The organism is Acidisphaera sp. S103, assembly GCF_009765975.1.
GTDB lineage: Bacteria > Pseudomonadota > Alphaproteobacteria > Acetobacterales > Acetobacteraceae > Rhodopila.
The window spans coordinates 52,038-75,393 of the sequence record NZ_LMUJ01000064.1; the positions used below are offsets into that span (position 1 = coordinate 52,038).

Annotated in this window: 21 protein-coding genes; 8 read left to right on the plus strand and 13 right to left on the minus strand. The window is 64.0% G+C overall.

Annotated elements, in window-relative coordinates:
- Positions 1-12 precede the first annotated feature (12 nt).
- Genes GSQ89_RS22515 through GSQ89_RS22530 form a run of 4 tightly spaced genes read left to right on the plus strand, consistent with a single transcriptional unit; the run spans position 13 to position 4,562 of the window.
- The gene (locus GSQ89_RS22515; RefSeq protein ID WP_158929434.1) at positions 13-1,092 is read left to right on the plus strand and encodes a sugar ABC transporter substrate-binding protein; all 1,080 of its coding nucleotides are present in this window, start codon (positions 13-15) and stop codon (positions 1,090-1,092) included.
- Complete coding sequence (locus GSQ89_RS22520) at positions 1,089-2,615, plus strand: sugar ABC transporter ATP-binding protein (RefSeq protein WP_158929436.1); 1,527 nt, start codon at positions 1,089-1,091, stop codon at positions 2,613-2,615. The genes GSQ89_RS22515 and GSQ89_RS22520 overlap by 4 nt, the downstream gene beginning before the upstream one ends.
- Positions 2,605-3,609 (plus strand): ABC transporter permease, encoded by a 1,005-nt coding sequence (locus GSQ89_RS22525; protein WP_158929438.1) that lies wholly within the window; start codon positions 2,605-2,607, stop codon positions 3,607-3,609. The genes GSQ89_RS22520 and GSQ89_RS22525 overlap by 11 nt, the downstream gene beginning before the upstream one ends.
- Positions 3,606-4,562 carry an ABC transporter permease gene (locus GSQ89_RS22530; protein ID WP_158929440.1) on the plus strand — a complete coding sequence of 319 codons (957 nt, stop codon included), beginning with the start codon at positions 3,606-3,608 and terminating at the stop codon, positions 4,560-4,562. Before GSQ89_RS22525 ends, GSQ89_RS22530 begins: the two co-directional genes overlap by 4 nt.
- 20 nt (positions 4,563-4,582) lie before the next feature.
- Here the strand turns inward: GSQ89_RS22530 and GSQ89_RS22535 are convergent, their stop codons facing one another.
- The 8 genes from GSQ89_RS22535 to GSQ89_RS22570 form a co-directional block, all read right to left on the minus strand.
- The gene (locus GSQ89_RS22535) at positions 4,583-5,359 is read right to left on the minus strand and encodes an ATP-binding cassette domain-containing protein (RefSeq protein ID WP_158929442.1); all 777 of its coding nucleotides are present in this window, start codon (positions 5,357-5,359) and stop codon (positions 4,583-4,585) included.
- Entirely contained in the window at positions 5,356-6,336 is a 981-nt protein-coding gene (locus GSQ89_RS22540; RefSeq protein ID WP_158929444.1) for an ABC transporter permease, read from the minus strand. Before GSQ89_RS22540 ends, GSQ89_RS22535 begins: the two co-directional genes overlap by 4 nt.
- 12 nt (positions 6,337-6,348) lie before the next feature.
- Positions 6,349-7,434, minus strand: coding sequence for a sugar ABC transporter substrate-binding protein (locus tag GSQ89_RS22545; protein WP_158929446.1), 1,086 nt, complete (start codon positions 7,432-7,434; stop codon positions 6,349-6,351).
- Positions 7,435-7,629: 195 nt separating this feature from the next.
- Positions 7,630-8,979, minus strand: coding sequence for an MFS transporter (locus GSQ89_RS22550; RefSeq protein WP_158929448.1), 1,350 nt, complete (start codon positions 8,977-8,979; stop codon positions 7,630-7,632).
- A gap of 461 nt (positions 8,980-9,440) precedes the next feature.
- On the minus strand, positions 9,441-10,133 hold the full coding sequence (locus tag GSQ89_RS22555) for an amino acid ABC transporter permease (RefSeq protein ID WP_158929450.1): 693 nt from the start codon (positions 10,131-10,133) through the stop codon (positions 9,441-9,443).
- Between the two features lie 38 nt (positions 10,134-10,171).
- Positions 10,172-10,948, minus strand: coding sequence for an ABC transporter substrate-binding protein (locus GSQ89_RS22560; RefSeq protein ID WP_254073334.1), 777 nt, complete (start codon positions 10,946-10,948; stop codon positions 10,172-10,174).
- A gap of 16 nt (positions 10,949-10,964) precedes the next feature.
- Positions 10,965-12,314, minus strand: coding sequence for an LLM class flavin-dependent oxidoreductase (locus tag GSQ89_RS22565; RefSeq protein WP_158929454.1), 1,350 nt, complete (start codon positions 12,312-12,314; stop codon positions 10,965-10,967).
- A 92-nt stretch (positions 12,315-12,406) separates the two neighbouring features.
- Entirely contained in the window at positions 12,407-13,540 is a 1,134-nt protein-coding gene (locus GSQ89_RS22570) for an acyl-CoA dehydrogenase family protein (RefSeq protein WP_158929456.1), read from the minus strand.
- Positions 13,541-13,633: 93 nt separating this feature from the next.
- Here GSQ89_RS22570 and GSQ89_RS22575 point away from each other — a divergent pair, with 93 nt between their 5' ends.
- Together GSQ89_RS22575 and GSQ89_RS22580 are read left to right on the plus strand one after the other, a co-directional pair.
- Positions 13,634-14,104 (plus strand): VOC family protein, encoded by a 471-nt coding sequence (locus GSQ89_RS22575; protein WP_158929458.1) that lies wholly within the window; start codon positions 13,634-13,636, stop codon positions 14,102-14,104.
- Positions 14,105-14,175: 71 nt separating this feature from the next.
- Positions 14,176-15,789 carry an NAD(P)/FAD-dependent oxidoreductase gene (locus GSQ89_RS22580; protein WP_158929460.1) on the plus strand — a complete coding sequence of 538 codons (1,614 nt, stop codon included), beginning with the start codon at positions 14,176-14,178 and terminating at the stop codon, positions 15,787-15,789.
- Between the two features lie 186 nt (positions 15,790-15,975).
- Here the strand turns inward: GSQ89_RS22580 and GSQ89_RS22585 are convergent, their stop codons facing one another.
- From GSQ89_RS22585 to GSQ89_RS22600, 4 genes are read right to left on the minus strand one after another with little or no spacing between them, the layout of a single operon-like run.
- Positions 15,976-16,791, minus strand: a complete 816-nt coding sequence (locus tag GSQ89_RS22585; RefSeq protein WP_158929462.1) for an SDR family NAD(P)-dependent oxidoreductase — start codon at positions 16,789-16,791, stop codon at positions 15,976-15,978.
- A 10-nt stretch (positions 16,792-16,801) separates the two neighbouring features.
- Positions 16,802-17,983 (minus strand): acyl-CoA dehydrogenase family protein, encoded by a 1,182-nt coding sequence (locus GSQ89_RS22590; RefSeq protein ID WP_158929464.1) that lies wholly within the window; start codon positions 17,981-17,983, stop codon positions 16,802-16,804.
- A complete protein-coding gene (locus GSQ89_RS22595) occupies positions 17,980-19,074 on the minus strand; it encodes an acyl-CoA dehydrogenase family protein (RefSeq protein ID WP_158929466.1) in 1,095 nt (364 codons plus the stop codon). The genes GSQ89_RS22590 and GSQ89_RS22595 overlap by 4 nt, the downstream gene beginning before the upstream one ends.
- Positions 19,075-19,091: 17 nt before the next feature.
- Positions 19,092-19,910, minus strand: coding sequence for an SDR family NAD(P)-dependent oxidoreductase (locus tag GSQ89_RS22600; RefSeq protein ID WP_158929468.1), 819 nt, complete (start codon positions 19,908-19,910; stop codon positions 19,092-19,094).
- Positions 19,911-20,024: 114 nt separating this feature from the next.
- Between GSQ89_RS22600 and GSQ89_RS22605 the strand changes: the two genes are divergently transcribed.
- Complete coding sequence (locus GSQ89_RS22605) at positions 20,025-21,047, plus strand: LLM class flavin-dependent oxidoreductase (RefSeq protein WP_158929470.1); 1,023 nt, start codon at positions 20,025-20,027, stop codon at positions 21,045-21,047.
- 36 nt (positions 21,048-21,083) lie between these two features.
- On the opposite strand, the gene GSQ89_RS22610 is transcribed toward GSQ89_RS22605, so the two are convergent.
- Entirely contained in the window at positions 21,084-22,124 is a 1,041-nt protein-coding gene (locus GSQ89_RS22610; RefSeq protein WP_158929472.1) for an LLM class flavin-dependent oxidoreductase, read from the minus strand.
- A gap of 105 nt (positions 22,125-22,229) precedes the next feature.
- Between GSQ89_RS22610 and GSQ89_RS22615 the strand changes: the two genes are divergently transcribed.
- Complete coding sequence (locus GSQ89_RS22615) at positions 22,230-23,276, plus strand: LLM class flavin-dependent oxidoreductase (protein ID WP_158929474.1); 1,047 nt, start codon at positions 22,230-22,232, stop codon at positions 23,274-23,276.
- The last annotated feature ends 80 nt before the right edge of the window (positions 23,277-23,356 follow it).

A 23,356-nucleotide genomic window follows, 5' to 3' on the forward strand; every position in this document is an offset into this window, starting at 1 on the left:
TGGGAGGATTTCATGGTCCGGGATATCACCCGCCGCCCCTTGCTTGCCGGCGCCGGCCTTTTGGCGGCGAGCCTGCCGTTTGGCGCCCGCGCCGCGGACAAGAAGCTGACCGTTGCACTGTCGAATTCGTTCATCGGCAACAAGTGGCGCATCGAGATGGAGAATCTCTTCAAGGCGTCGCTGCAGATGGACCCGTACAAGAACCAGGTGACTGGAACGTGGTTCAATTCGGGCAACAACGTCAGCCAGCAGGCACAGCAGATCAGCGGCCTGATCGGCGAGCGGGTCGATGCGATCATCGTCAATGCGGCCTCACCCACAGGCTTGAACGGCATTTTGAAGCAGGCGACGGACCGCGGCATCCTTGTCGTCTCATTCGACAACGTCGTCACCGAACCCTCGGTCATCAAGGTGAACACGGACCAGTTCAATTTCGGCAAGACGCTGGCTGAATTCCTCGTGAAGAAGATGAACGGCAAGGGCAATGTCATCATGGTCACCGGCGTAGCCGGCACGTTCGTGGATCAGCAGCGGAACGCTGGTGCCGAGTCCGTCTGGAAGCAGCATCCGGATATCCATGTGGTGAACCGGTATACCGGGATGTGGGATTCCTCCACCGCGGAACGGAACACGTCGGCGATCCTGCCCAGCCTGCCGAAGATCGATGGGATCTGGTGCCAGGGTGGAACGGATGGCGTGTTGAAAGCGTTCATCGCCGCCAAGCGGCTGCCGTTGCCTCCCACGGCCGGCGAGGCCGAGAACGGCTTCCGCAAGTTCATGATCGGCTATCAGGGCCAGAAGGTGGACGGGCTGTCGATCGGCCAGCCGCCGTACCTTGTGCTGGTCTCGCTGGCACTGGCGCTCGGCATCCTGCAGAAGACACATCCGCGCAAGGACGTGACCATCCCGTTCCCCTTTGTCACCAGCGAAACGGTCAAGGCCGGTGAGACGGTGTTCCCCGATCTGCCGGACAGTTTCTTCGCCGATTTCACCGACAGCGGTGCGGATGCCGTGGTGAAGCTGTGTCCCGACGCCGCGCTGAACGGCACGCCCTGTCCGGGGAGTCTCGACGTGCGCCTGCCCACGGCATGAGCGAGGCACCGGTAGCACCAGCCGAAGCTGCCGGGGTCGTCGGCGTTCGGGTGGTCAGCAAGGCTTTTGGTGGGGTCCACGCGCTGCGTGGCGCCTCGTTTGCCGCGTGTGCCGGCGAGGTGCATGGGCTGGTCGGTGAGAACGGGGCGGGGAAATCGACGCTCATCAAGCTGCTGGGCGGACGTCTGCCGCCTGACACGGGCAGTGTGATGCTCGACGAACGTGCTGTGCGCCTGTCCGGCACCGCCGACGCGGCGCGGCACGGCATCGGCACGGTGTTCCAGGAATTGACGCTGCTGCCCTGGATGAGCGTCGCCGAGAACCTGCTGATCGGGCGGGAACCGCGTTCGGCGATCGGCCTGATCCGCCGCGGTGCCCTCGCCCGGGAGGCCGAGGCGGTGCTCGCCGGATTGGGCATCCACCACATCGATCCGAGGGCCCTCGCCGCGGAGGTGTCGCTGGCGGAACGGCAGATCATCGAGATTGCGCGGGTGATTATCCGCCGGCCGCGCATCCTGCTGCTGGATGAACCGACGTCCTCGCTGGCGGAACGCGAGGTCGAATGGCTGTTCGCCCGTATCCGGGAACTCCGGGACCAGGGGACCAGCATCGTCTTCACGTCGCATCGCTGGAATGAGATCACCGCGATCGCCGACCGGATCACCATTTTTCGCAATGGCCAGGAGGTGGGCACGTTCACCACGATCGACGAGGCCAAGGCGATCACGCTGATGACCGGCCGCCGTGTCGACGCGCTGTATCCCAGTCTGCCGCCGGTGCCGGACGGCGCGCCGGCGGCCCTGGCGCTTGCACACGGGTCGCTGGACGGAAGAACCGAGTTCGCGTTCTCGCTGGCCGCGGGTGAGATCCTGGGCATCGGCGGGCTGGCCGGCCAGGGGCACCGGGAGTTGTTCCTGGGGCTGTTCGGCGCACCGGCGCTGCGGCGCGGCCGTATCAGCGTCGGCGGCAAACCGGTCCGCATCGCCAACCCGGCTGATGCGATCCGAGCCGGATTTGGCATTGCGCTGGTTCCGGAGGATCGCAAGACCGAGGGATTGCTGCTGTCGCTGCCGGTGCGAGACAATCTGTCGCTTCCCCTGTTGCGGCGGATCAGCCGTCTTGGCGTCATCCGTGGCGGCGCGGAAATGCGGATGAGCCGCGAGATGATATCCGGCCTGGGTATCCGCACGCCGACCCCGATGCAGCCGGTGGGCGCGCTGTCGGGCGGCAATCAGCAGAAGGTGCTGGTCGGCCGTTGGCTGCTGGCGGAATCTCGGATTCTGCTGCTGTACGACGTGACCCGCGGGGTCGATGTGGCAACCAAACATGAAATCTGCGAACTGATGGTCCGGCTGGCTGGAGAGGGCAAGGCGATCCTGTTCTATTCCTCCGATACCGAGGAACTGGCGCATCTTTGCCACCGCGTGCTGGTCCTGCGCGGTGGCCGTATCGCGGCCGAACTGAACCGGCCCGAACTGACCGCTGAATCGATTGTTGCCGCGGCGATGCGCGATGCCGCCTGAGGCCGCCGAACCGCCGCGGGGCCGAACGCGGCGCCCGGTGCTGGCCCACGTGGTCGGGCAAAACATTGGGCTGATCCTGGCCGTTGCCATCCTGTCCGCAAGCATCGTCATCTTCGCCGCGATGTTCGTTGTGCAACAGGATCGGTTGCCGGGCAGTTTCGAGATCACCTCCACCGTCAACAACACCATGCCGCTGGCGCTTGCCGCGATCGGGCAGACGATCGTCGTCCTGACGCGCGGTATCGATCTTTCGGTCGGCGGCGTGATCGACCTGACCAACGCGCTTGCCGCGATCTTCCTGACCGGCGGCGTCTGGCACATGGCCGTCGTCTCGGTGCTGATCGTCCTGGCCGGCGGGGTAGCGGGGCTGATCAACGGCCTGATCGTCGGCTTCGGCCGGCTGCAGCCGATCGTCGTGACGCTGGCGACATTGTCGATCCTGCAGGGGCTTGCCATTCGCGTCCTGCCGACACCCGGCGGGTCGATTCCGGCCGGCTATACCGCCTTCCTGGTCAACACCAATGCACCGACGGCGCTTTGCTTCCTGGCCCTTGCCGCGCTTGGCTGGATGGGTTTCCGGCGGTCCCGGCTGGGTGTCGATGTCTTCGCGATCGGCAACGATGAGCAAGCGGCGATCGCCCTGGGCGTCAAAGCGCTGCGCACCAAGATCATTGCGTACACGATCGGGGGCATGCTGTATGCGGTGGCCGGCCTGTTCCTCGCCGCGAGCGCCACCGGGGGCGATGCGACCACGGGCGACGACTACACGCTGACCTCGATCGTCGCCGTGGTGCTGGGCGGGGTGAACCTGTTCGGCGGCCGGGGCAGCGCGGTTGGCGCGATCTGCGGCGCCTTCATCACCACGATGATCGTCAACATCCTGTTCTTCGCCCATATCAATCCGCTTTATCAGTCGTTCTACGAGGGTCTGTTTCTGGTGATCGCCGTCGTGTTCGGCGCCCTGATCGGCCGTCTTGTCAGGGGTGGCCGATGAAGCGCCTGTCCCTGTCGCCGGATGCGTTGCGCGTCCTGGCCGCGTACGGGGCCGCGGTTCTGCTGTTCGTGATCGGCGCCTTTGTCCATCCGGGGTTCGCCAGCTTCGGCAGCATCACGTCCATTCTTCTGGTCGCGACGTTCGTCGGCCTGGTGGCGGCGGGACAATGCTTTGTCGTCCTGGTGGGCGGCATCGACCTGTCCGTGCCGTGGGTCCTGAACGCCGCCGCGATCCTGCTGGCGACGTCCTCGCTGGGGCAGGACAGCCGAGCGGCTTATGCCGTGGTGCTGACGCTTGGCATGGGCCTGGTGGCGGGCTTCGCCAACGGTGTCGGCGTCGTCTGGCTGGGCGTGCCGGCGGTGGTGATGACGCTCGCCATGAACGGCATCATCGAGGGCCTGGCGCTCGGCCTGACCGGCGGCATGACCTGCGGGGCCTGTGCCTCCTATGCGCCTCCGGTCATCGCCGCTTCGGTGCATGACGTGTGGCTGGGCGTCCCGGCGGCCCTGTGGCTTTGGCTGGTGGTGATCCTGATCGTTTCATTCGTGCTTGGCCTGACGCGCTTTGGCCGCATCACCTATGCCATCGGCAACAATCCGCGTGCCGCCTACCTGGCCGGCATCAACGTGAGCCTTACCACTGTCTGCCTTTATGGGCTGAGCGGGCTGTTTTCCGCGCTCGCCGGTATCCTGCTGGTCGGCTTTGGCGGTCAGGCGTCGCTGGGCATGGGCACGCCTTACCTGTTCCAGTCGATCGCCGCGGTGGTCATCGGCGGGGTCAGCATCCTGGGTGGACGCGGCAACTATCTGGGTGCCGCGGCCGGGGCTGTCAGCCTGACCGCGCTGGTCAGCGTATTGCTGGCGCTCAATATGCCCGATTACGGGCGGAGCATCATCTATGGGGTCGTTATCCTCGCATTGTTGCTGCTGTATGGCCGCGACCAGCGGGAATAGGGCCGGCACCGGCTGAGGGATTACGTTGCCCGCATCTCACGGTATTCGCGACGAACGATTTCCATGAGTTCCACGACCGAGGTGGCGGCGGACTGGCTCTCATAGGTTACACGCCCGCGCTGCATCAGCATGATGCGGTCGGCGATCTCCAACGTCTGGGCGTAGTTGTGCATGATCATCGCGATCGCCATGCCGCCCTTTTGCTTGAGCCGGAGGATCAGGTCGATGATCAGCCCGGCCTCGCGGGCGCCCATGGCGGCCAAAGGCTCGTCCAACAGCAGAATGCGGGCGTTGGAGTTCACCGCTCGGGCCACCGCGATCGCCTGGCGCTGGCCGCCGGACAAGCGTTCCACCGGCAGATCGACCGAGGGTATGTGCACCCCGATATCGTGCAACAATTCGGCGGCACGTTGGCGCATAGCGCGGTTGTTCAGCAGCCGGATCGGTCCCGGGTGGAGAATTTCGCGATTGAGGAACAGGTTGTGGTACACGCTGAGCGAATTCGCCAGCGCGAGGTCCTGATAGACGCATTCGATGCCGAGCGATCTGGCGTGGTCTACGGAACGCAGGGATGTCTCGGTGCCATGGATGAACAACCGGCCGCTGGTCGGCGGCTGATAGCCAGTGAAAACCTTCATCAGGGTCGATTTGCCGGCGCCGTTGTCGCCTAGGATGCCGAGAATCTCGCCTTGCTTCAAAGACAGCGAAACCCCTTGCAGGGCGGTCACCGCGCCGAAGGTCTTGACGATGTTTTCCGCGCGCAATGCTTCGGGCGCATCGGTTGGCGCGGGACTCATCGGCGCCCTCCGGTCTGGGCGAGCCGTGTCATGTGGATGTTGAACAGCATCGCCCCCAGTATGGCGGCGCCCAGGATGATGTTGAAGGTGAAGGCGTTGATGCCGACCAGGGTAAACCCGTCGTTCAACACGCCCAGCACCGCGGCGCCGATCAGGCCGCCGATGATGGTTCCGGAACCGCCGGCCAGCGGCGTGCCACCGATCACCCCGGCCGCGACGGCGAGGAACATGATCTGGTTGCCGCCAGCCTGCGGATCGAAGCTGGAGATCCGGAACCCCTCCAGCAGGCCGGTGAACCCTGACAGGACACCGGCGATGACGAAGTTGCCGATCTTGAGGCGCGCGACATGGATGCCGGCCTCGCTGGCGCCGATCGGATTGGCGCCAGCGGCGATGGTATGCAGACCCCATCGTGTGTGGCGCAGCACGAGGTGCATGACTGCGACGACGGCGCAGGCCCAGAGGATCTCACTGTAGCCCCATCCGCCCATCACGGCCTGGAAGCCGGGCGCTTCGGGCGGCGTCACCGGCGTGCCGCGCGAGATTGTCAGCGTCAGGCCGTTGATCAGGAACAGCGTGCCGAGTGTGGTGACGAAGGATGGAACTCCGAGCAGCACGGTTACCACGCCGTTGATCAGGCCGACCGCGCCGGCGGCCAACAGGCCGAGGAGGAACGCCAATCCCAAGGGGACCCCGGCGTCGTGGGCGAAGTAGAGCACGAAGGGGGCGAGGGCGAACACCATGCCGGCGGAGAGGTCGATCTCGCCGCCGATCATCAGCACGATTTCGCCGCATGCGATGATGGCGGCGGGGGCGATGAACTGGGAGAGGTTTTCCAGGCTCGCACTGGTCAGCAGGAAGTCCCGGTTGGCGTATTCGAAATACGCCGCCAGGATCAGCGCGACGATCAGGATGCTGGTTTCTTTCCAGCGCAGGAATGCATCCAGACCGCCTTTGGGGCTTGTTCTGGGGCTCATCCCCCCTGCCCTTCAACCGGCAATTGGACCCGACCGCGGCACGATTGCCGGCTTGTCGCTTTTACCTTCGTACCGGGTGGAGGTGTCGAGGTAGGGCTGAACGCTGTCCTTGGTGATGAACTTCAGGCCGGTGTTGATATCCGCCGGGCCGACCAGACCGCCGGAGGCGAGGTAGAGGAACATCTCCATCACCGTGTAGAAGCCTTGCAGGTAGGGCTGCTGATCAATGGTGAAATCGAGCGAGCCGGCCTTGATCAGGTCGAGCGTGCGCGGCAGCAGGTCGAAACCCCCGGCGTGTACGCCCTTCGCCGCCAGTTGGTATTGTCGCATCGTTTCGGCCACGCCTTGGGTGCTGCCGGCGTCGACGGCGAACATCCCCTTCAGGTCCTGGTGGCCGAGGTAGAAGGCTTTGATCTTCGAAAGCTCCTCGTTCACCGTCGCGCCGGTCGCGATGACCTGGATGTCGTAGTTCTTGCCCGACTTCTTCAGCGTGTCCTGCGCGCCGTCGATGCGGGGCTGGATGTTGAGCTGGCCCGGGGTGGCGATGAACAGTGCGACGGTGCCGCCTTCCACCAGGCTCTCGATTCGGTGGCCCATCGCGACGCCGGCCTGATAGAGGTCCTGGCCGATATAAGCGAGGCGCTTGTTGGCGCTGCCGGGCGGGGCGTCGGCGTTGTAGGAAAACACCGGGATACCCGCCTGCAGCGCTCGCGTCACGGGTTGGTCGAAGGCATGTGGATCGACGATGGGCACTGCGATCGCATCCGCCTTGGCGGCGATCGCGGCGTTGATGGCGTTCACCATTTCCGCCACGTCGGCATTGGCCGAACCGGTCCATTGGTGGTCGCAGCCGAACATGTCGCACGCGTCGGCAATGCCATACTGCGTCGGCACGAAAAACGGATTGGTCGTGACATGATTGACGAAGGCCAGCCGCCAGCGCTTGTGCGACGGGAACGGCTGTGCCTCGGCAGCGGCGGCGGCGCGCGCGCTGCCGAGCAGGGCGATGGCGCTGGCGAACGATGCCCCGTGCAGTAACGTTCGCCTGCCGGTGGCCGCGGTTTCCTGGTGCGGCGTATCCGTTAGGTCTGATTTCATGTTTCCCCCCTGCCGGCCAGTCTGCCGGGAAACGGCGGGCGCGGACAGGAGCCGGATATCAATTCGATGCTACCATGATGTTCGCCGGTCTCCGCGGGCATGGTCCCGGGGGTAGGCGCCGATGGCGTCAAAGAGGCTGGCCTGATGCCGTGCGGGACGAGCCTGGTCAGGCTCGTCCCGCCATCGCGTCGTGGTTCAGACGCCGGCGTACTCGGTCGCGATAGACTTGTTCGTGTAGTCCGTCAGCAGCGCCGTCGCGACGATGCCGATGATGGCACAGATGGCGATATAGATCGCGATCGGCCAGGCCGAATGGTAGGTGGCGAACAACCACGTCGCGATGAACGGCGACGGACCGCCGGCGATGATCGAGGCAAGCTGGTAACCGAGGGAGCAGCCGCTGTAGCGCAGTCGCGGGGTGAAGCTTTCCGCGATCAGTGCTGCCTCCGGCCCATATTGGGTCATGACCGGCACCAAGGAGAGCGCGACGGCGAGGAAGACGACCCATGGTATCTGCGTATTGAGCATGGCGATGTAGACGAAGCCGAAGACACCCATAAACAGGGCGCCGAGCATATACATGTTCTTGCGGCCGATGCGGTCCGACAGGTGTCCCGCAACGGTGACCCAGAGGAACCCAAGGACTGTTTGGGTGATGACCGCGACAAGCAGGAAGTTGCGCGAGAACCCGAGCACCAGTGTGCCGTAGCTGAAGATCCAGGCGCCGACGATATAGCCCGGTGCTTGCTCCGGCATGCGCAGGAGGGCGGTGAGCAGGACCTGCTTGGGCTGGCGCTTCAGCACTTCCCACACCGGTGCACGTTCGATGCGCTCCTCATCGATCACCTTTTGGAAAACTGGCGTTTCCATGATGCCGAGGCGGATCCACAGCCCGACGACGACCATGACGGCGCTGAGGAGGAACGGGATTCGCCAACCCCAGACGAAGAACTGGTCACCCGACAACCAGCTGAAAGCCAGCACGGCGCAGTTGGCGAGGAACAGACCGGCGGGTGCACCGAACTGCGGCCACGACGACAGGAACCCGCGATTCTTGTCCGTGTGAGCCCATTCCATCGCCAGCAGGACCGATCCGCCCCATTCGCCGCCGACGCCGATGCCCTGAACCAGGCGGATGACCGTCATCAGAACGGCGCCCCAGACACCGATGCTGGCGTAGGATGGCACGCAGCCGACAGCAACTGTCGCGATGCCGGTCACCAGCAGGGTGACGATCAGGGTTGCCTTGCGGCCGATCCGGTCGCCAAAATGGCCGAAGATCGCGGCGCCGATCGGCCGCCCGACAAAGCCGACGAAGAACACGCCGAACGATTCGAGCACGCCGATCATCGGCGTCGATTTGGGAAAGAACAGCTTGCCGAAGACAAGTGCGGCCATCGTGCCGTAGAGCAGGAAGTCGTACCACTCGATCGTTGTGCCGATGGTGCTGGCCAGGACGGCACGCCGCAGTTGGGCGCGATGTTGGTCGTCCGTTAAACTGGGTGGACCGGCTGGATTAGCTGACCAGGTCGTGGATGCGGGCATGATGCGGCTTCTCCCTGTGGTGTTTTGGTGCCCTGCTTTGCGGGCTTTTCGTTGATTTCGGCCACTGATCGTACGGTGTAACGAGCCGCCCCCGTCGACTGGATCGTCAATCAGGATCGATGGGAACGATTCGTCGAATGGTTCCATTTTCAGATTGTTTCGGCAGTCCTTCCCTGAGCGATTCAAGATCATCCAGGCCTGCCGGCCCGGCAGCAGCGGACACGGGCGCCGATCGTGACCATCCCGACCGCCGTGCCTCGAACCAGACTCCGGTCAGGCAGGTCCGAATGCCCTGTCGTCGCCAAAGTGTTGAGGAATAAGACATTACACACGCAAACGGCGGTGTCCTTGATCGAGATTTATGATCTAGATCAAGGTTTCGCGTTACGCCGCGACGCGCCCCGGGATTGTGTTGCCAGGTTGGCGGGACCGTTCGCGCACGAGACAACGCAAAGGCAGCGTCACCCGTCGGCGGCTATCCCCGCCGCCAACCGGTCGGAACGGCCGAATCGGCGCTCCAGCACATGCTGCAGCGCCATCAGCACCGTGGTAAACGCCAGATAGTACACGGCGGCGGCCGACAGTGCCTCCAGGTAGCGGAACGTGGCGGAGGCTGACTGTTCAGCCGCCAACAACAACTCTCGCACGCCGATCACGCTGATCAGCGCAGACAGTTTCAGCAGGCCGATGAACTGGTTGCCCACAGGCGGGATGACAATGCGCAATGCCTGCGGCAGAACCACCAGGCGCATGACCCGCCATTCCGACATGCCCAGCGCCCTCGCGGCATCGCGCTGGCCGGGGGGAACGGCGCCGAGGCCGCTGCGGAAGATCTCTGCCAGATAGGCCGCCTCGTGCAGGCCCAGGGCCACAACGGCACAAGCCGGGCCGGACAGGATCAATCCGAAGCTCGGCAGGACGTTGAAGGCGAAGATGATTTGCAGCAGCACCGGTGTTCCGCGGAACAGCCACAGATACGTCCAGGCCAGATAGCGGAGCACCCGGAACCGCGATTGCTGCATCAACGACAGCGTCAGGCCGATCGCCGAACCGACCGCCATCGACGTGACGCTGATCCACAGCGTCACCAGAGCGGCGCCGGCGAGGTCGTAGCCGAACAGGTCGTGCAGGAATACGTCGGTCCGAAACGTCATGGCGCGTCAGCTCGGGTGTCGGGATCCCGCCATGCCATTCAGAAGATGGTACTTGATGCCGGGAGGCCCCATTTCTTGATCAATGCGTCGTAAGAGCCGTCATCATGCATGGCCTTCAGCGCCACCGTCAGCGCATCGCGCAGCCCCGGATTGGTCTTGGCGATGCCGATACCCAGCCTGGAATTGGCATTGAACGGTTCACCCAGCGGCTCGAACGTGTCGGGCGCGTTGCTCATCATCGCCGATATCACGGAAGTGGAGCTGACGGCGCCCTCCGCCCGCCCCTGCGCCAGGGTCAGTGCGACGACGGCGCTGCTGCCGACAGCGAGGATATTGATCGCCGGTTTGCCCGCGGCGGTGCAGGCATTGCTGAGACTGTGCGCGGTCTTTTCGTACAGCGTGTTCACGGCGACGGCAATGTGATGGCCGCACAGCGCGTCCTTGCCCGCCAGATGGGCGGGGTTGCCCTTTTGCACGACCATCTGGCCGCCGATCAGCAGATAGGGGACGAAGTCGAGTACCTCCTGCCGAGCCGGTGTGATGTAGATGCCGCTGACGGCCGCATCGATCCGTTGTGCCTGCACGGCGGGAATGATGCCGGCATAGTCCATGCCCAGCATGGCCGACTGCAGCCCGATCCGCCGAGCCAATTCGGCCATCAGGTCGACGTCGAAGCCGACCGCGTTGCCGTCGCGCTGGAATTCGAACGGCGCGAATGTCGGGCTGGTGCCCCAGGACAGCTTCTCGGGTGCGACGGTGGTGGGTGGTGCGGCCCAGGCGAGAGCCGGGATGGCGACCAGCGCCAGTGCAAGCATGCGTTTCAAGGCTGGTTCACTCCGAGGGTTGCGGGATGCGGGCGCCCCGGTCCGGGCGTTGCAGTCCCATATGATCGCGCAGCGTGGCGCCGGCATAGGCGGTCCGCATCAGCCCACGGCGTTGCAATTCCGGGACCACGCGATCGACAAACAGGTCCAGCCCGCGCGGCATGATGTGGAATTGCAGCATGAAGCCGTCGGCGGCGCCGCCGGCGAACCATTCCTCCATGAGGTCGGCGATGCGCTTCGGCCCGCCGGTGATGGTCTTGCGGCCGCGTTCGTAGCGCAGATACACGTCTCGTAATGTCGGCTTGCCGTCTTGTATCAGGCGCAGGATGTCGTCGAAGAACCCCTTGTGGAAATTGGCGCTTTTGGGAATGCGGTCTTCCGGGATCGGCTGATCCAGCGGCAGGTCGGACAGGTCGGTTTCCAGGTCCATGCCCAGCCGGAAGCGGCCGACATCGGGATGCACCAGTTCCTGCAGCCGGGCGTAGTCGTCGGCGGCCTCCGCATCCGTTTCCGCCAGCACGATCGGCAGTCCGGCCAGGACCTTCAGTTCGGACGGTTCACGGCCGAATTTGGCCATGCGTGCTTTCAGTCCATCAGTGAAGCGTTTGGCATCGTCGAGCGAGGGGTTGGAGGAGAATACGACCTCCGCTGTGCGGGCGGCGAGATCCTGGCCGGTGTCGCTGGCGCCGGCGGCGATGATGACGGGATGGCCTTGCGGGGAGCGGGCAATGTTCAGGGCGCCGTCGACCTTGAAGAAGGTGCCTTGGTGATGGACCGGGTGTTGGGTGGTCGGGTCGAAATACAGTCCGCTGTCGCGGTCGAGCACGAAGGCGCCGTCGTCCCAACTATCCCAGAGTTGGCGCACCACATCGACGAATTCACCAGCGCGCCGGTAGCGGTCCGCGTGGGGCGCCAGTTTGGCGTGGCCGAAGTTGCGGGCGGCATAGTCGTTGGCCGAGGTGACGACGTTCCAGGCGGCTCGGCCGCCGCTGAGATGGTCGAGCGAGGCGAACTGCCGGGCGACGTTGTAGGGTTCGGAGAAGCTGGTCGAAACGGTGCCACCCAGGCCGATCCGTGTGGTCGCGCCGGCGAGTGCCGTCAGCAGGGTCACCGGTTCCAGCACGTTCATGAACAACGGGAAACGTGACCAGGCGTGCAGGTTATCGGTGCGGGCGGCGGGGGTATCGGCAATGAAAAACAGGTCGAACAGGCCGCGTTCGGCTGTGCGGGCGACGTTTGTGTAAGCGGCCAGGTCCGTGGGCGGGGCCAGGCGTGATCCGCGATGCAGCCAGCTCGCCGGATGCGATCCCGCGGCACCGTACAGCAGGGCGAGCGACATATGGGCACGACCTGCCATCGGTGCGCACATCTTTCAGGTAAGCGTTGTTGCCAGATTTGTTTCTGCAACACGCGACTTGAAAGCACAATGGCTTCTGTGGGGGCTTCCGGTCAGTAGATGTTCTCCGGCGCCTGGCCGAGCATGACCTGGCCGACCGTTTCGTAGTGGAGGATCCGGCCTTGGCCTTGTTGTGCGACCGTGTGGATGTCGCGCAGGCGGCGTTCGAACGGGTTGTCCTCGAACACCGCCATCGAGCCACAGTCGTGATAGAGCGTGTTGACGATCTCTCGTGACGACTGGATGGCCCAGGTGGAGGCGAGGCGCAGGCGGGTGCGCTGATCCAGGGCCATCGCGCCTTTTTCCTCGATGGTTTCCAGTGCTTCGTCCGCCGCGGCGTGCAGGAAATAGCGGGCGGAGCGCCAGCGCGCTTCGGACTGTGCGACGTGCGATTGGACGACGTTGTTTTCGACCATTGGTTTACTGGCGCCGCGGCGGGTCTTTTCCTGCGGCAAGGCCAGGAAGGCGTCCATCGTGCCGCGGGCGATGCCAAGCGCGACGCCACCGAAGCCGATGGAGTAAAGCTGGTTGCTGCTGAAACGATACAGTGGGCTATCGGACCGGCGGTCGCGCGGATCGTCGCGGTAGATGGCAAGTTCGTTCGGAATGAAAAGATTGTCGATGGAGTACTCGTTGCTGGCCGTGCCACGCAGGCCCAGCGTGTGCCAGATGTCGTGGAAGGTGGCGCTGGATTTCGGATACAGGAAGGTCTTCACTTCCTTGGTGCCCGCAACCCGCACATGCGCGCCGAGCCAGGTCGCATTCTGGCTGCCGCTCATGAAGCGCCATTTGCCGGTGAGGCGGTAGCCGCCCTCGACCGGTATTGCCTCGTAGGGCGAACCGGGTGGGCCCCAGGCGACGATCCCGTCCGGCCGACCGAAAATCTCCTGCGCCATGTGCGGGTCGAGATAGGCGCTGGTGGTCGAGCAGCCGTTGCTTTGGCAGACCACCCACCCGGTCGATCCGTCAACGCTGGCGATCGCCTCGGTCACCTGGGCGAAGATCGAGGGTTTCAGCTCCATCCCGCCGACGGCTTTGGTCTTCAGCATGGTGAAGAACCCGCCGTCGATCAGCGCCCTGACGACAGGTTGGGTGAGTTTGCGGATTTCGTCGTTTTCGGCCGAGGCGGCGCCGATCAGGGGCAGGAGATCGCGGGCCTTCTGGACCTGGGGGTGGACGGACGGCATGGTATGTCTCCTGCTCTTGATCAGATTGTCGGAGCGATTACCAACGGGTTGCGCGATATGGTCAAGCGACAGGGCATGAAAGGTCGATGATCGATGATTGACGTCAACGGTATGGCGCATGTGATCCTGACGGTCAGCCAGTGGGAAAAGGCGCGTGCGTTCTATGGCGAACTGCTGCCCTTCCTGGGCATGACGAAGGTCTACGACGGCAACAATTTCCTGTATCACGTGGGTGGGCGCACGGCGATCGGCATCCAGCGTTGCGCGCCGGAGCATGAGAACGAGCGGTTCGTCCAGAACCGTGTGGGCTTGCACCATCTTTGCCTGCGGGCCAGGTCGCGCGAGGATGTCGATGCCGCCGCCGACAAGGTGCGTGCGATCGGCGGGCGTATCGATCGTGGACCTGTGGAGGGCGACTTCGCGCCCGGGTATTACTTCTTTGTCTTCGAGGATCCCGATGGCATCCGGCTGGAGGTGAACTTCGTTCCGGGCAAGGGGTTGTTGGTATCACCTGATAATCCATTGATCCCGAGCAGCGATCCGGACTGGGATCAGAATCCGTAGGCGGCTTGATATCGCGCCTGATCCGGAGCCTAATTTCGGGCAGTGGGAGATGGAAGGTAGTGACAACGATGATGACGGACATCACGGGCGCCACCGAACTCGACGCACTGGTGGTTGGTGCGGGGTTCGCGGGGCTTTACCAACTGCTTTGCCTGCGTGATCGCCTTGGCCTGTCGGTGAAGGCGTTGGAGGCGGGCGCCGGCGTGGGTGGCACATGGTATTGGAACCGCTATCCCGGTGCCCGGTGTGATTCCGAGAGTCATGTTTACTGGTATACGTTCTCACCCGAGTTGATGCGCGAATGGGAATGGTCGGAGCGGTATCCGGGTCAGCCGGAGATTATGCGGTATCTGAACTTTGTCGCGGATCGGTTCGACCTGAAACGGGATATTCAGTTCAATACGCGTGTTGTGGCGGCGGAGTACGATGAGGCGGCGAACCGCTGGCGGGTGCGGACCGAAGCCGGCGAGACGTTTGTCGCGAAATTCCTGATTACCGCGGTCGGTTGCCTGTCCACGGCGAATGTCCCGAAATTCGAGGGGTTGGAGAGTTTCGCTGGCGATTGGTATCACACGGGACAATGGCCGCATGAAGGGGTCGATTTCACCGGCAAGCGGGTCGGGATGATCGGCACCGGTTCGACCGGCATCCAGGCGGCGCCGGTGATCGCCGCATCGGCGGAGCATCTGACGGTGTTTCAGCGCACGGCGAATTACTCGGTGCCGGCGCGTAATGCGCCGCTGACATCGGAATTCCAGGGCTACATCAAGGAAAACGCGGCTGGGATCAGGGCGGTGACGCGAGAGACGCTGAACGGGATGGGGTTCCGGATCGAGGAACGCCTGGCCGTCGAGACTCCGGCGGAGGAACGCGAGGCGATTTACGAGGCCGCGTGGGAGCGTGGTGGGTTGCAGTTCCGCGCTGCGTTCAAGGACATGATGGTGGATAAGGCGGCGAACGACACGGCGGCGGATTTCGTCAAGCGTAAGATCCGCTCGATCGTGAAGGACCCCAGGACGGCGGCGATCCTGTCGGACATCGATCATCCGTATGCGGCGAAGCGGCCGCCGATCGATACGAATTACTTCGAGACGTACAACCGGGCAAATGTCACGCTGGTGGATGTGAAGGCGGCGCCGATCCAGCGGATTACGCCGGCGGGGGTTTGCACGACGGAAGCCGAATATCCGCTGGATATCATCGTTTTCGCGACCGGATTCGATGCGATGACCGGTCCGATGCTGCGGATGAATATTCGTGGGCGTGATGGCGTGGCGTTGCAAGACGTGTGGGACGCGGGGCCGCGCAACTACCTCGGGCTGCAGATCGCGGGGTTCCCCAATCTGTTCACGATCACGGGTCCCGGCAGTCCGTCCGTGCTGTGCAACATGCCGGTGGCGATCGAGCAGCACGCGGACTGGATCACCGATTGCATCGCGCATATGCGGACGAAGGGCCTGGAACGGATCGAGGCCCGCCCCGAAGCGGTGGAGAAATGGGTGGCGGAGGTCAACGATGTCGCCGGCAAGACTCTGCTGCCGCTGGCGACGCATTCCTGGTATTTGGGCGCTAACATTCCGGGCAAGCCGCGGGTGTTTATGCCTTACGCTGGTGGCATGGTGCGGTATCGGGAGATTTGCCAGGACGTGGTGGCGCGGGGGTATGAAGGGTTTGCCTTGGCGTAGTCATTACGGGTACGCGTGAAACGACCGGCGAGTGCCGCCGGGCCCTCATCGTCATGGCGGGCGCAGGCCCGCCATCCACGACTTGCAGTGTGTGTCTCGAAAAAGGCGTGGATAGCGGGCCTTCGCCCGCTATGACGGGACGGGGCGGTTGTGCGGATGCCGAAGCACTTATTGAACCATGAATACTTAGTTGCGCCGACCGGGGGCGATGTCCACCAGCATGCCGCCATCCACCGGCAGTGATACGCCGGTGATGAAATCGGCTTCGTCGGACGCCAGGAATAACGCCGCGTTGGCGACGTCCCAGGCGGTGCCCTGACGGCCTCGCAGGGGGACACGGGCATCGCGTTCGCGCATGATTTCGTCGCGCGGCTTGTTGATGGTCCGGGACCGCACATCGACGGCCATCGGTGTCGCCATCAGGCCCGGCAGGATGGCATTCGCGCGGATGCCGAATTCGGCATTGCGGATCGCCAGTTGCTGCGTGAAGGCGATCATGCCGGCTTTCGTCGTCTTGTAGGCGACGTTCGGGTAGTTTTCCCACGCGGAAATCGACGAAATCATCAGGATCACGCCGGATTTCTGTGCGCGCATGATCGGCAGTGCGTGCTTGCAGGCCATGACCGCGCCGCGGAGGTTCACGGTGTTGATGAAGTCGAACGCGTCCTCGGTGATTTCCGTCACCGGTGCGTCGCCGCCGGCCACCGAGATGCCGACATTGTAGTGCAGGATGTCGATACGGCTGAAGCGTGCATGCGCGGCTTCGATGGCAGCCTTCAATTCGGATTCATGCGCCACGTCGGCGCGGGCGGTTTCACATTCGCCACCTTCCGCGCGAACCATCGCGGCGGTTTCATCGGCGGACGCCAGATCGCGGTCCACCGCGAAAATCCGAGCACCCTCCTGGGCGAAACGCAACACGGTGGCTCGGCCGTTGCCCAGGGTTTCGCCCGCGCTTTGCCCAGCACCGATGATGACGGCGACTTTGTCTTTCAGACGCATGGGTTCTCCTTCATATCCGTGGCATCCCGAGGCCACGTTCCGCGACGATGTTGCGTTGGATTTCGTTTGTTCCGCCAGCGATTGTGCCGGAGAACGCGCTGAGGAAATCGAACATCGGGCTGCCGAATGGTTCTTCCGCGAGCATGGCGAATTCCTGGCCTTCGACGCCGGCGATCCGGGTCATGAAGGAACAGATCCGCTGCCGCAGCACCGTGGCCGACAGTTTCACGATCGACGGCAAGACGCTGGCCGAGGCTTCGGGGGTTTCGCTTTCCGCCAGCACGCGCCGCAATAGCCGGCGGCCTGCTTGCATTTCGGCAAGAAAACTCATGAATTCGCGGCGGAGTTGGTCGTCGTGCAGCCAGGCCGCGTCGCTTTCCAGGGCTTTGCGATAGAACGTCTCGACCTCATAACGCTGCCGTTCCGCGCCTTCGAACGCGATTACGCCGCGTTCTGAGGCCAGGGTGGCCTGTGCGACACGCCAGCCGTTGTTTTCTCGACCGATCATGTCCTCGGCTGGGATCCGGACGTTTGTCAGGAACATTTCGCCGAATTCGGAACGGCCGTTGGCCTGGCGGATCGGCCGCACTTCTACGCCGGGGGAGCGCATGTCCATGATGAAGTAGGTGATGCCGCGGTGTTTTTGCGCGTCCGGATCGGTGCGGGTCAGCAAGATGCAGCGGTCGGCGTACATCGAGTACGAGGACCAGATTTTTTGACCGTTGATCACGTAATGATCGCCGTCGCGAACTGCTCGCGTGCGCAGCGATGCGAGGTCGGAGCCGGAGTTGGGTTCGGAGAATCCCTGGCACCAGACATCGCCTTTGGCCACGCCTGCCAGATAGCGGCGCTTCTGTGCCTCGGTCCCGTGCGGGAACAGGGTGCCGGGGAGGTGGATCAGTGAGATAGTGAACATGCGGGCCTGTGGGGCGTCCGCCCTGGCCATTTCGTCGGCGATGACGATCAGGTGGCGTAACGTCAGGCCGGCGCCGCCGTATTCGACCGGCCAATGCGGAATGGCAAGGCCGACCTTGCTGCGTTCCGCCATCCACCAGCGTTGGAAGGCGATGAATTCGTCATTGTCGGCACGCGCCATGCGGGCCTTCCAGTCGGGGGGCACCACCTCGGCCAACCAATCGCGGATTGCCTGGCGGAAGGCCGGCAGATCGTTTTGTGCGTCCAGGATTGTCATAGCCCCAGCTCCAACGCTGAATGCCCGGCGCGCGTCGCGGCAGCCAGTCCGGCGGCGGCCCGGTCGCGCAGGGCGGGGTTCGGCATGACCAGTACCTCGTTCAGGCGTGCGCGCTTCAGGAAGATCTGCGGATCGTAGTCCCAGGTGAAACCGACGCCGCCGTGCAGTTGCACGCAGTCGGTGGCGATGAAGACAAAGGCCTCGGTGACTTCGGCCTTGGCGAGGGATGCCCAGATATCGGCGTCGGGTTCGTTCGTGGCGGTGCGGTGGACGGCGTGGGCCAGTGTCTCATCCATCACCGCCAGTTTGGTGGCGAGGTCGGCGGCCCGATGCTTCAGCGCCTGGAACCCGGCGATCGGCTGGCCGAACTGCTCGCGGGTTTTCATGTAGGCGATGGTTCGGTCGGTGACCGAACGGGCAGCACCGCAACTGTCGGCCGCCACGGCCAGTGCCATGGCTTGGATCAGCGTTTCACTGTTCTCCAGGAAGGCGGCGGGTTTGGCGTTTTGCATGCGGATGTCGATCACCTGCCGCGTGCGGTCCCACATCGGGACTGCGTTTACCTCGGCGCCGGCAAGTTCGACGATGACCCAGGTATCGCCGGCGGGTGCGAGAACGAACGCGGCGTCGGGCGCACCCAGGCAGCGCAGCGTGCCCGACACGCCCGATCCGGAACGTGTCAGGGCCGCCGCGTCCGGGTTGGTCGGGACGGCGGCACTGATCTCACCGGAGGCGATACGCGGCAGCCATGCCGTCCGGACCGCCTCGGCGCCGTGTTCGGCAATGACCTGGGCGGCGGACAGCGTAGGAATATATGGCCCGGGTGCGGCCTGCCGTCCGAGTTCGGTGTGCAGGATGGCAAGGCCGTGGCAGCCCAGGCCAAGGCCGCCGTATTGCTCCGGAATGCCGCAGCCAAGCCAGCCGAGGGACGCGGCCTGCGACCACAATTCCCGATCCAGCGTGTTCTTGCCGTCGATGAATGCATGGACGGCGGTGCTGCCGCTTTGCTCCGCCAGCACGCCGGCGACGCCTTCGCGCAAGGCGTCGAGGGTCGCCTGGTCTACGGAGGCTGTTGCTTCAATCGTCGTCATGCGAACCTCCGTGCGGCTCAGTAATGAACTGTCCGTCCTGCGCCCCCGGTCGCGGCGACAAGTTCGCCGGAGACCGCCCAGGCCTTTTCGGAGGCCAGGAATACCGTGACGAATGCAACTTCCGACGCGTCCACCATGCGGCAGATGGCGTTGCCACGCGGCGAGTCAGGCAGGAAGTCCTGCCGCTCCGCTTCTTCCGGCGACACGCCCAGTTGGGTGGCTCGGGCGGCGAGCAGGCTGGGCGTGCGCTCCGTGCGGGTCGTGCCGGGATGGATGCAGTTCACCGTGATGCCGTGCCGGCCCATTTGGACCGCCAGCGTCTTGGTCAGATGCACGAGAGAGGCATTGCGGGCGCCGCCGCTGAGGTTGCCGGCATTACGGGCATTGGCACCACTGATGTTGATGATGCGGCCCCAGCCTTCCTTCTTCATGAACGGAATGACGGCGCGGGAACAGCGTAGCGCGCCGACGTATTTCACGTTGAAGTCTTGCAGCAAATCCTCATCGACGATGGTATCGATCGGGCCGATCGCGGTGGCCGAACCGCCTGGCGCGGACCCGCTGTTGACCAGGATGTGCAGGCCGCCGAGTTGCTGGGCTGCCTCGGCGACCATGCGATCCACTTGCTCCTTGCTGGTGACGTCGGCCGCTAAAGGAAGGATGCGACGGTTCGTCTCGGCTGCCAGTTCGCGTGCCGTTGCTTCCAGATCGGCCTTGTTGCGGGCGACGATGGCGACATCGACGCCTTCGCGCGCCAGTTCGCGGGCGATGGCTTTGCCGATGCCGCGGCTGCCGCCGGTCACGATCGCATGCTTGCCGTGCAGTCCGAGGTCCATGGCGTTTTCTCCCGTTGGTGCGATTTTGTTGGTTCGGGGGGCATTGTTCTCTGGGAGGCAGTGTGGCGCAAGACCTGCTGACTTGGCGCCGAAACATCGATAGGCTGTGTCCCTATGAAAAAGATCGGTTTCCTGTCGTTCGGGCATTGGACGCCCTCACCGCAATCGCAGGCGCGCACCGCGAGCGATGTGCTGCTGCAATCCATCGACCTGGCCGTCGCGGCCGAGGAACTGGGCGCGGACGGGGCGTTCTTCCGCGTCCATCACTTCGCGCGCCAGTTGGCCTCGCCGTTTCCGCTGCTGGCGGCGGTGGGTGCCAGGACGAAGCGCATCGAGATCGGCACGGCGGTGATCGACATGCGGTATGAGAACCCGCTGTACATGGCGGAGGACGCGGGGGCGGCCGACCTGATCGCCGGCGGGCGTTTGCAGTTGGGGATCAGCCGGGGGTCGCCGGAGCAGGTGATCGATGGCTGGCGCTATTTTGGCTATCGCCCGGCGGAGGGCGAGAGTGACGCCGATATGGGACGGCGCCATGCCGAAGTGTTTTTCGATGTGCTGCGCGGCAAGGGCTTCGCAAAGCCAAGCCCGCGGCCGATGTTTCAGAATCCGCCGGGATTGTTACGCCCTGAGCCCCATTCGGAGGGGTTGCGGGACCGGATCTGGTGGGGATCCGGGTCTAATGCGACGGCGGTCTGGGCGGGGACGATTGGCATGAATCTGCAAGCGTCGACGCTGAAAAATGACGAGACCGGGGAGCCATTTCACATTCAGCAGGCCGCGCAAATACGCGCGTTCCGTGCCGCTTGGAAGGAGGCGGGCCATGCGCGCGAACCGCGCGTCTCGGTCACCCGTAGTATCTTTGCGTTGGTCAACGATCTTGACCGGGCGTATTTTGGGCACAGCGGCGAGGATCAGGATTCGATTGGATTTATCCACGAGTCGACACAGTCGATCTTTGGGCGGACCTATGCAGCCGAACCGGATACCCTCATCACGCAACTGCGGCAGGACGAGGCCATCGCCGAGGCGGATACGCTGTTGCTGGCCGTGCCGAACCAGATGGGTGTCGCCTATAATGCCCATGTTATCGAGGCGATTCTGACCCTTGTCGCGCCCGCCCTTGGCTGGCGCTGACGTCAATCGCCGATGGGCCAGGATGGGCATCTGCGGTCATTTGACCGGGCGCATCCGCGGGCGCACTTCCTGCAACAACAGATGTAACGACCGCATCATATGGTCGGTTGGCAGGATGGCGCCGAAATTCAATTCGGCCAGGATTCCGTCGATCCCGAGCTCGTCCTGCAACTCGGACAATCGTGCCGCCACGGTATCGGGCGAACCGATGACGACCTTGTCGCGCATGATATCGTCGTAGGTCAGCGTCCGCACCGTTTCCAGTTCGGCACGACGGCGGGCATTGGGTGAACCTTCCAGTTGTGACACCAGTTTTTGGTAGCCGGCCATGATGCTATCATACGCTTGGCTTTGGGCTTCCGCGTCGGTTTCGGCGACGTGCAGCGTCAGGCGAAGATGCACCTCGCCTTTTCCGGTGTGGCCTGCCGCCGTGTAGGCTTCTCGATACGCATGCAGATCGGGGGCGAGTGCGGCCAGCGAGCCGCTGCGCACGGCGACGAACAACGGATAGCCGAGGGCGCCGAGCACGGGAAAGGTGTCCTCGGATGCGCCGGCGATACGAATCGGCGGATGCGGCGTCTGGAACGGACGCGGCACGGCTCGGGCCTGGTCGAAGTTGTGGTACTTGCCGTGAAACGAGAAACTCGTTTGCGTCCAGGCCAGTTTCAGCACTTCCAGCGTCTCGTAAAACCGGTCGCGGCTTTCGGAATAGGGCACGCCATAGGCGGCATAGGCGCGCGGATTGCCGCTGCGGCCGACGCCCATCAACAATCGGCCACGGCTGATTTGGTCGACCGTGGCGGTTTCCTCGGCCAAGCGTAACGGATGGGTCAGCGGCAGGACCTGCACCCCGGTGCCCAGCTTCAGCCGCGTCGTGCGTCCGGCAATGGTGGCCAGCACCGATAGCGGCGCGCTCATGACCGAGCGTTCGGCTTGCTGGTGGATTTCGGCGAGCCAGACGGCGTCCAGGCCCCAGTCCTCCGCCTGGCACACCTGGTCGAGGCCCATCGCGAACGCGTCGGCATCGGATTGATTCGTCGTCTGACGATGAAATTCGTGGTACCAGCCAATTTCCATGGTCGCTTCCCGTACAAGGCCGCGCAAAATAGGGGCGGACGCTCGGTTTGGCGAGTCGGCCAACCGCGTTTACGCTGCGCTGAGGGAAGGCAGGAGGAAAACGTAATGCGGTTTGGTCTGTTCGGCAGCGCGGCGGCGCGGCGTGGCACGGGTGAATTCGACAGTTCGGAAGGCTTTCGCGACTTCATCGAATACAATGTCGAAGCCGAAGCGCTGGGCTTCCATGGCACATTCGTGGTCGAGCATCACTTTACCGGCTTTGGCCAGGTCTCGGCGACGCTCAACCTGCTGACCTGGCTGGGCGCGCGCACCCGGACGTTGCGATTGGGCACCGCGGTGATCGTGCTGCCCTGGCACAATCCGGTTTTGCTCGCGGAACAGGCGGCGACGCTCGATTTGCTGTCCGGCGGACGGTTGGATTTCGGTATCGGCACCGGGTACCGTTACAACGAATTTCTCGGCTTCGATGTCGGGATGGATGAGGCGCGGGAGAAGTTCGAAGAGTCGATCGGGGTTATCCTGAAATCCTGGACCTCGGAAGAACCGTTCTCGCATAAGGGAAAGTATTGGACGTTCAACAATGTGATCGTCGAGCCGCCGCCATTTCGCAAACCGCATCCGGCGGTGTGGATGGGCGCGGGCAGCGACCGGTCGATCCGCGACGTGGCCAAACGCGGGTTCAATTTGTTGCTGGGTCAATATGCCTCACCGGAGGATGTCGCGCACAACATCGCGGTATTCCGCGAAGCCGTCGAAGCCACCGGGCAAAGCTGGGATCCGATGCGGGTGGGGGTCACGCGGGCGTTCTTTGTCTCGGAAAGCGAACAGGAACGTGAGGACGCGCTGCAACGCCGGCTGGCGAACCGGACACGGCAATTGAAGCTGGCGACCACGCCGGACGGCACAGTGCTGGGTGGCCCCGATCGCGCCGGTGGCGATCCGGTTGAGGTCAACCTGAAAAGCGCGATTTACGGCACCCCCGATCAGATCGCGCGGCGGTTGCAGGATTTGGAAGCGGCCGGTGTGGGATATGTGCTGATCAACGGTGGCGGGTCCGGCGGCGGTGAACGCGGCCGGCGCAGCCTGCGGCGCTTCGCGCATGAGATCATGCCGGCCTTCACCGCACGGCAGGAAGCCCAGGCGGCGGATTGATAGTTTAAGCGTTCGATTCCGGCGGTGGAACCTCAGGGGGGGGGACTTGTGTCGACCATCCCGAGCGTCGAAGAGATTGG

Bases quoted from the DNA above. Each gene is read 5' to 3' on its own strand.
- GSQ89_RS22515 (WP_158929434.1), top strand. From the start codon at position 13: ATGGTCCGGGATATCACCCGCCGCCCCTTGCTTGCCGGCGCCGGCCTT.
- GSQ89_RS22520 (WP_158929436.1), top strand. From the start codon at position 1,089: ATGAGCGAGGCACCGGTAGCACCAGCCGAAGCTGCCGGGGTCGTCGGC.
- GSQ89_RS22525 (WP_158929438.1), top strand. From the start codon at position 2,605: ATGCCGCCTGAGGCCGCCGAACCGCCGCGGGGCCGAACGCGGCGCCCG.
- GSQ89_RS22530 (WP_158929440.1), top strand. From the start codon at position 3,606: ATGAAGCGCCTGTCCCTGTCGCCGGATGCGTTGCGCGTCCTGGCCGCG.
- GSQ89_RS22535 (WP_158929442.1), bottom strand. From the start codon at position 5,359: ATGAGTCCCGCGCCAACCGATGCGCCCGAAGCATTGCGCGCGGAAAAC.
- GSQ89_RS22540 (WP_158929444.1), bottom strand. From the start codon at position 6,336: ATGAGCCCCAGAACAAGCCCCAAAGGCGGTCTGGATGCATTCCTGCGC.
- GSQ89_RS22545 (WP_158929446.1), bottom strand. From the start codon at position 7,434: ATGAAATCAGACCTAACGGATACGCCGCACCAGGAAACCGCGGCCACC.
- GSQ89_RS22550 (WP_158929448.1), bottom strand. From the start codon at position 8,979: ATGCCCGCATCCACGACCTGGTCAGCTAATCCAGCCGGTCCACCCAGT.
- GSQ89_RS22555 (WP_158929450.1), bottom strand. From the start codon at position 10,133: ATGACGTTTCGGACCGACGTATTCCTGCACGACCTGTTCGGCTACGAC.
- GSQ89_RS22560 (WP_254073334.1), bottom strand. From the start codon at position 10,948: ATGCTTGCACTGGCGCTGGTCGCCATCCCGGCTCTCGCCTGGGCCGCA.
- GSQ89_RS22565 (WP_158929454.1), bottom strand. From the start codon at position 12,314: ATGGCAGGTCGTGCCCATATGTCGCTCGCCCTGCTGTACGGTGCCGCG.
- GSQ89_RS22570 (WP_158929456.1), bottom strand. From the start codon at position 13,540: ATGCCGTCCGTCCACCCCCAGGTCCAGAAGGCCCGCGATCTCCTGCCC.
- GSQ89_RS22575 (WP_158929458.1), top strand. From the start codon at position 13,634: ATGATTGACGTCAACGGTATGGCGCATGTGATCCTGACGGTCAGCCAG.
- GSQ89_RS22580 (WP_158929460.1), top strand. From the start codon at position 14,176: ATGACGGACATCACGGGCGCCACCGAACTCGACGCACTGGTGGTTGGT.
- GSQ89_RS22585 (WP_158929462.1), bottom strand. From the start codon at position 16,791: ATGCGTCTGAAAGACAAAGTCGCCGTCATCATCGGTGCTGGGCAAAGC.
- GSQ89_RS22590 (WP_158929464.1), bottom strand. From the start codon at position 17,983: ATGACAATCCTGGACGCACAAAACGATCTGCCGGCCTTCCGCCAGGCA.
- GSQ89_RS22595 (WP_158929466.1), bottom strand. From the start codon at position 19,074: ATGACGACGATTGAAGCAACAGCCTCCGTAGACCAGGCGACCCTCGAC.
- GSQ89_RS22600 (WP_158929468.1), bottom strand. From the start codon at position 19,910: ATGGACCTCGGACTGCACGGCAAGCATGCGATCGTGACCGGCGGCAGC.
- GSQ89_RS22605 (WP_158929470.1), top strand. From the start codon at position 20,025: ATGAAAAAGATCGGTTTCCTGTCGTTCGGGCATTGGACGCCCTCACCG.
- GSQ89_RS22610 (WP_158929472.1), bottom strand. From the start codon at position 22,124: ATGGAAATTGGCTGGTACCACGAATTTCATCGTCAGACGACGAATCAA.
- GSQ89_RS22615 (WP_158929474.1), top strand. From the start codon at position 22,230: ATGCGGTTTGGTCTGTTCGGCAGCGCGGCGGCGCGGCGTGGCACGGGT.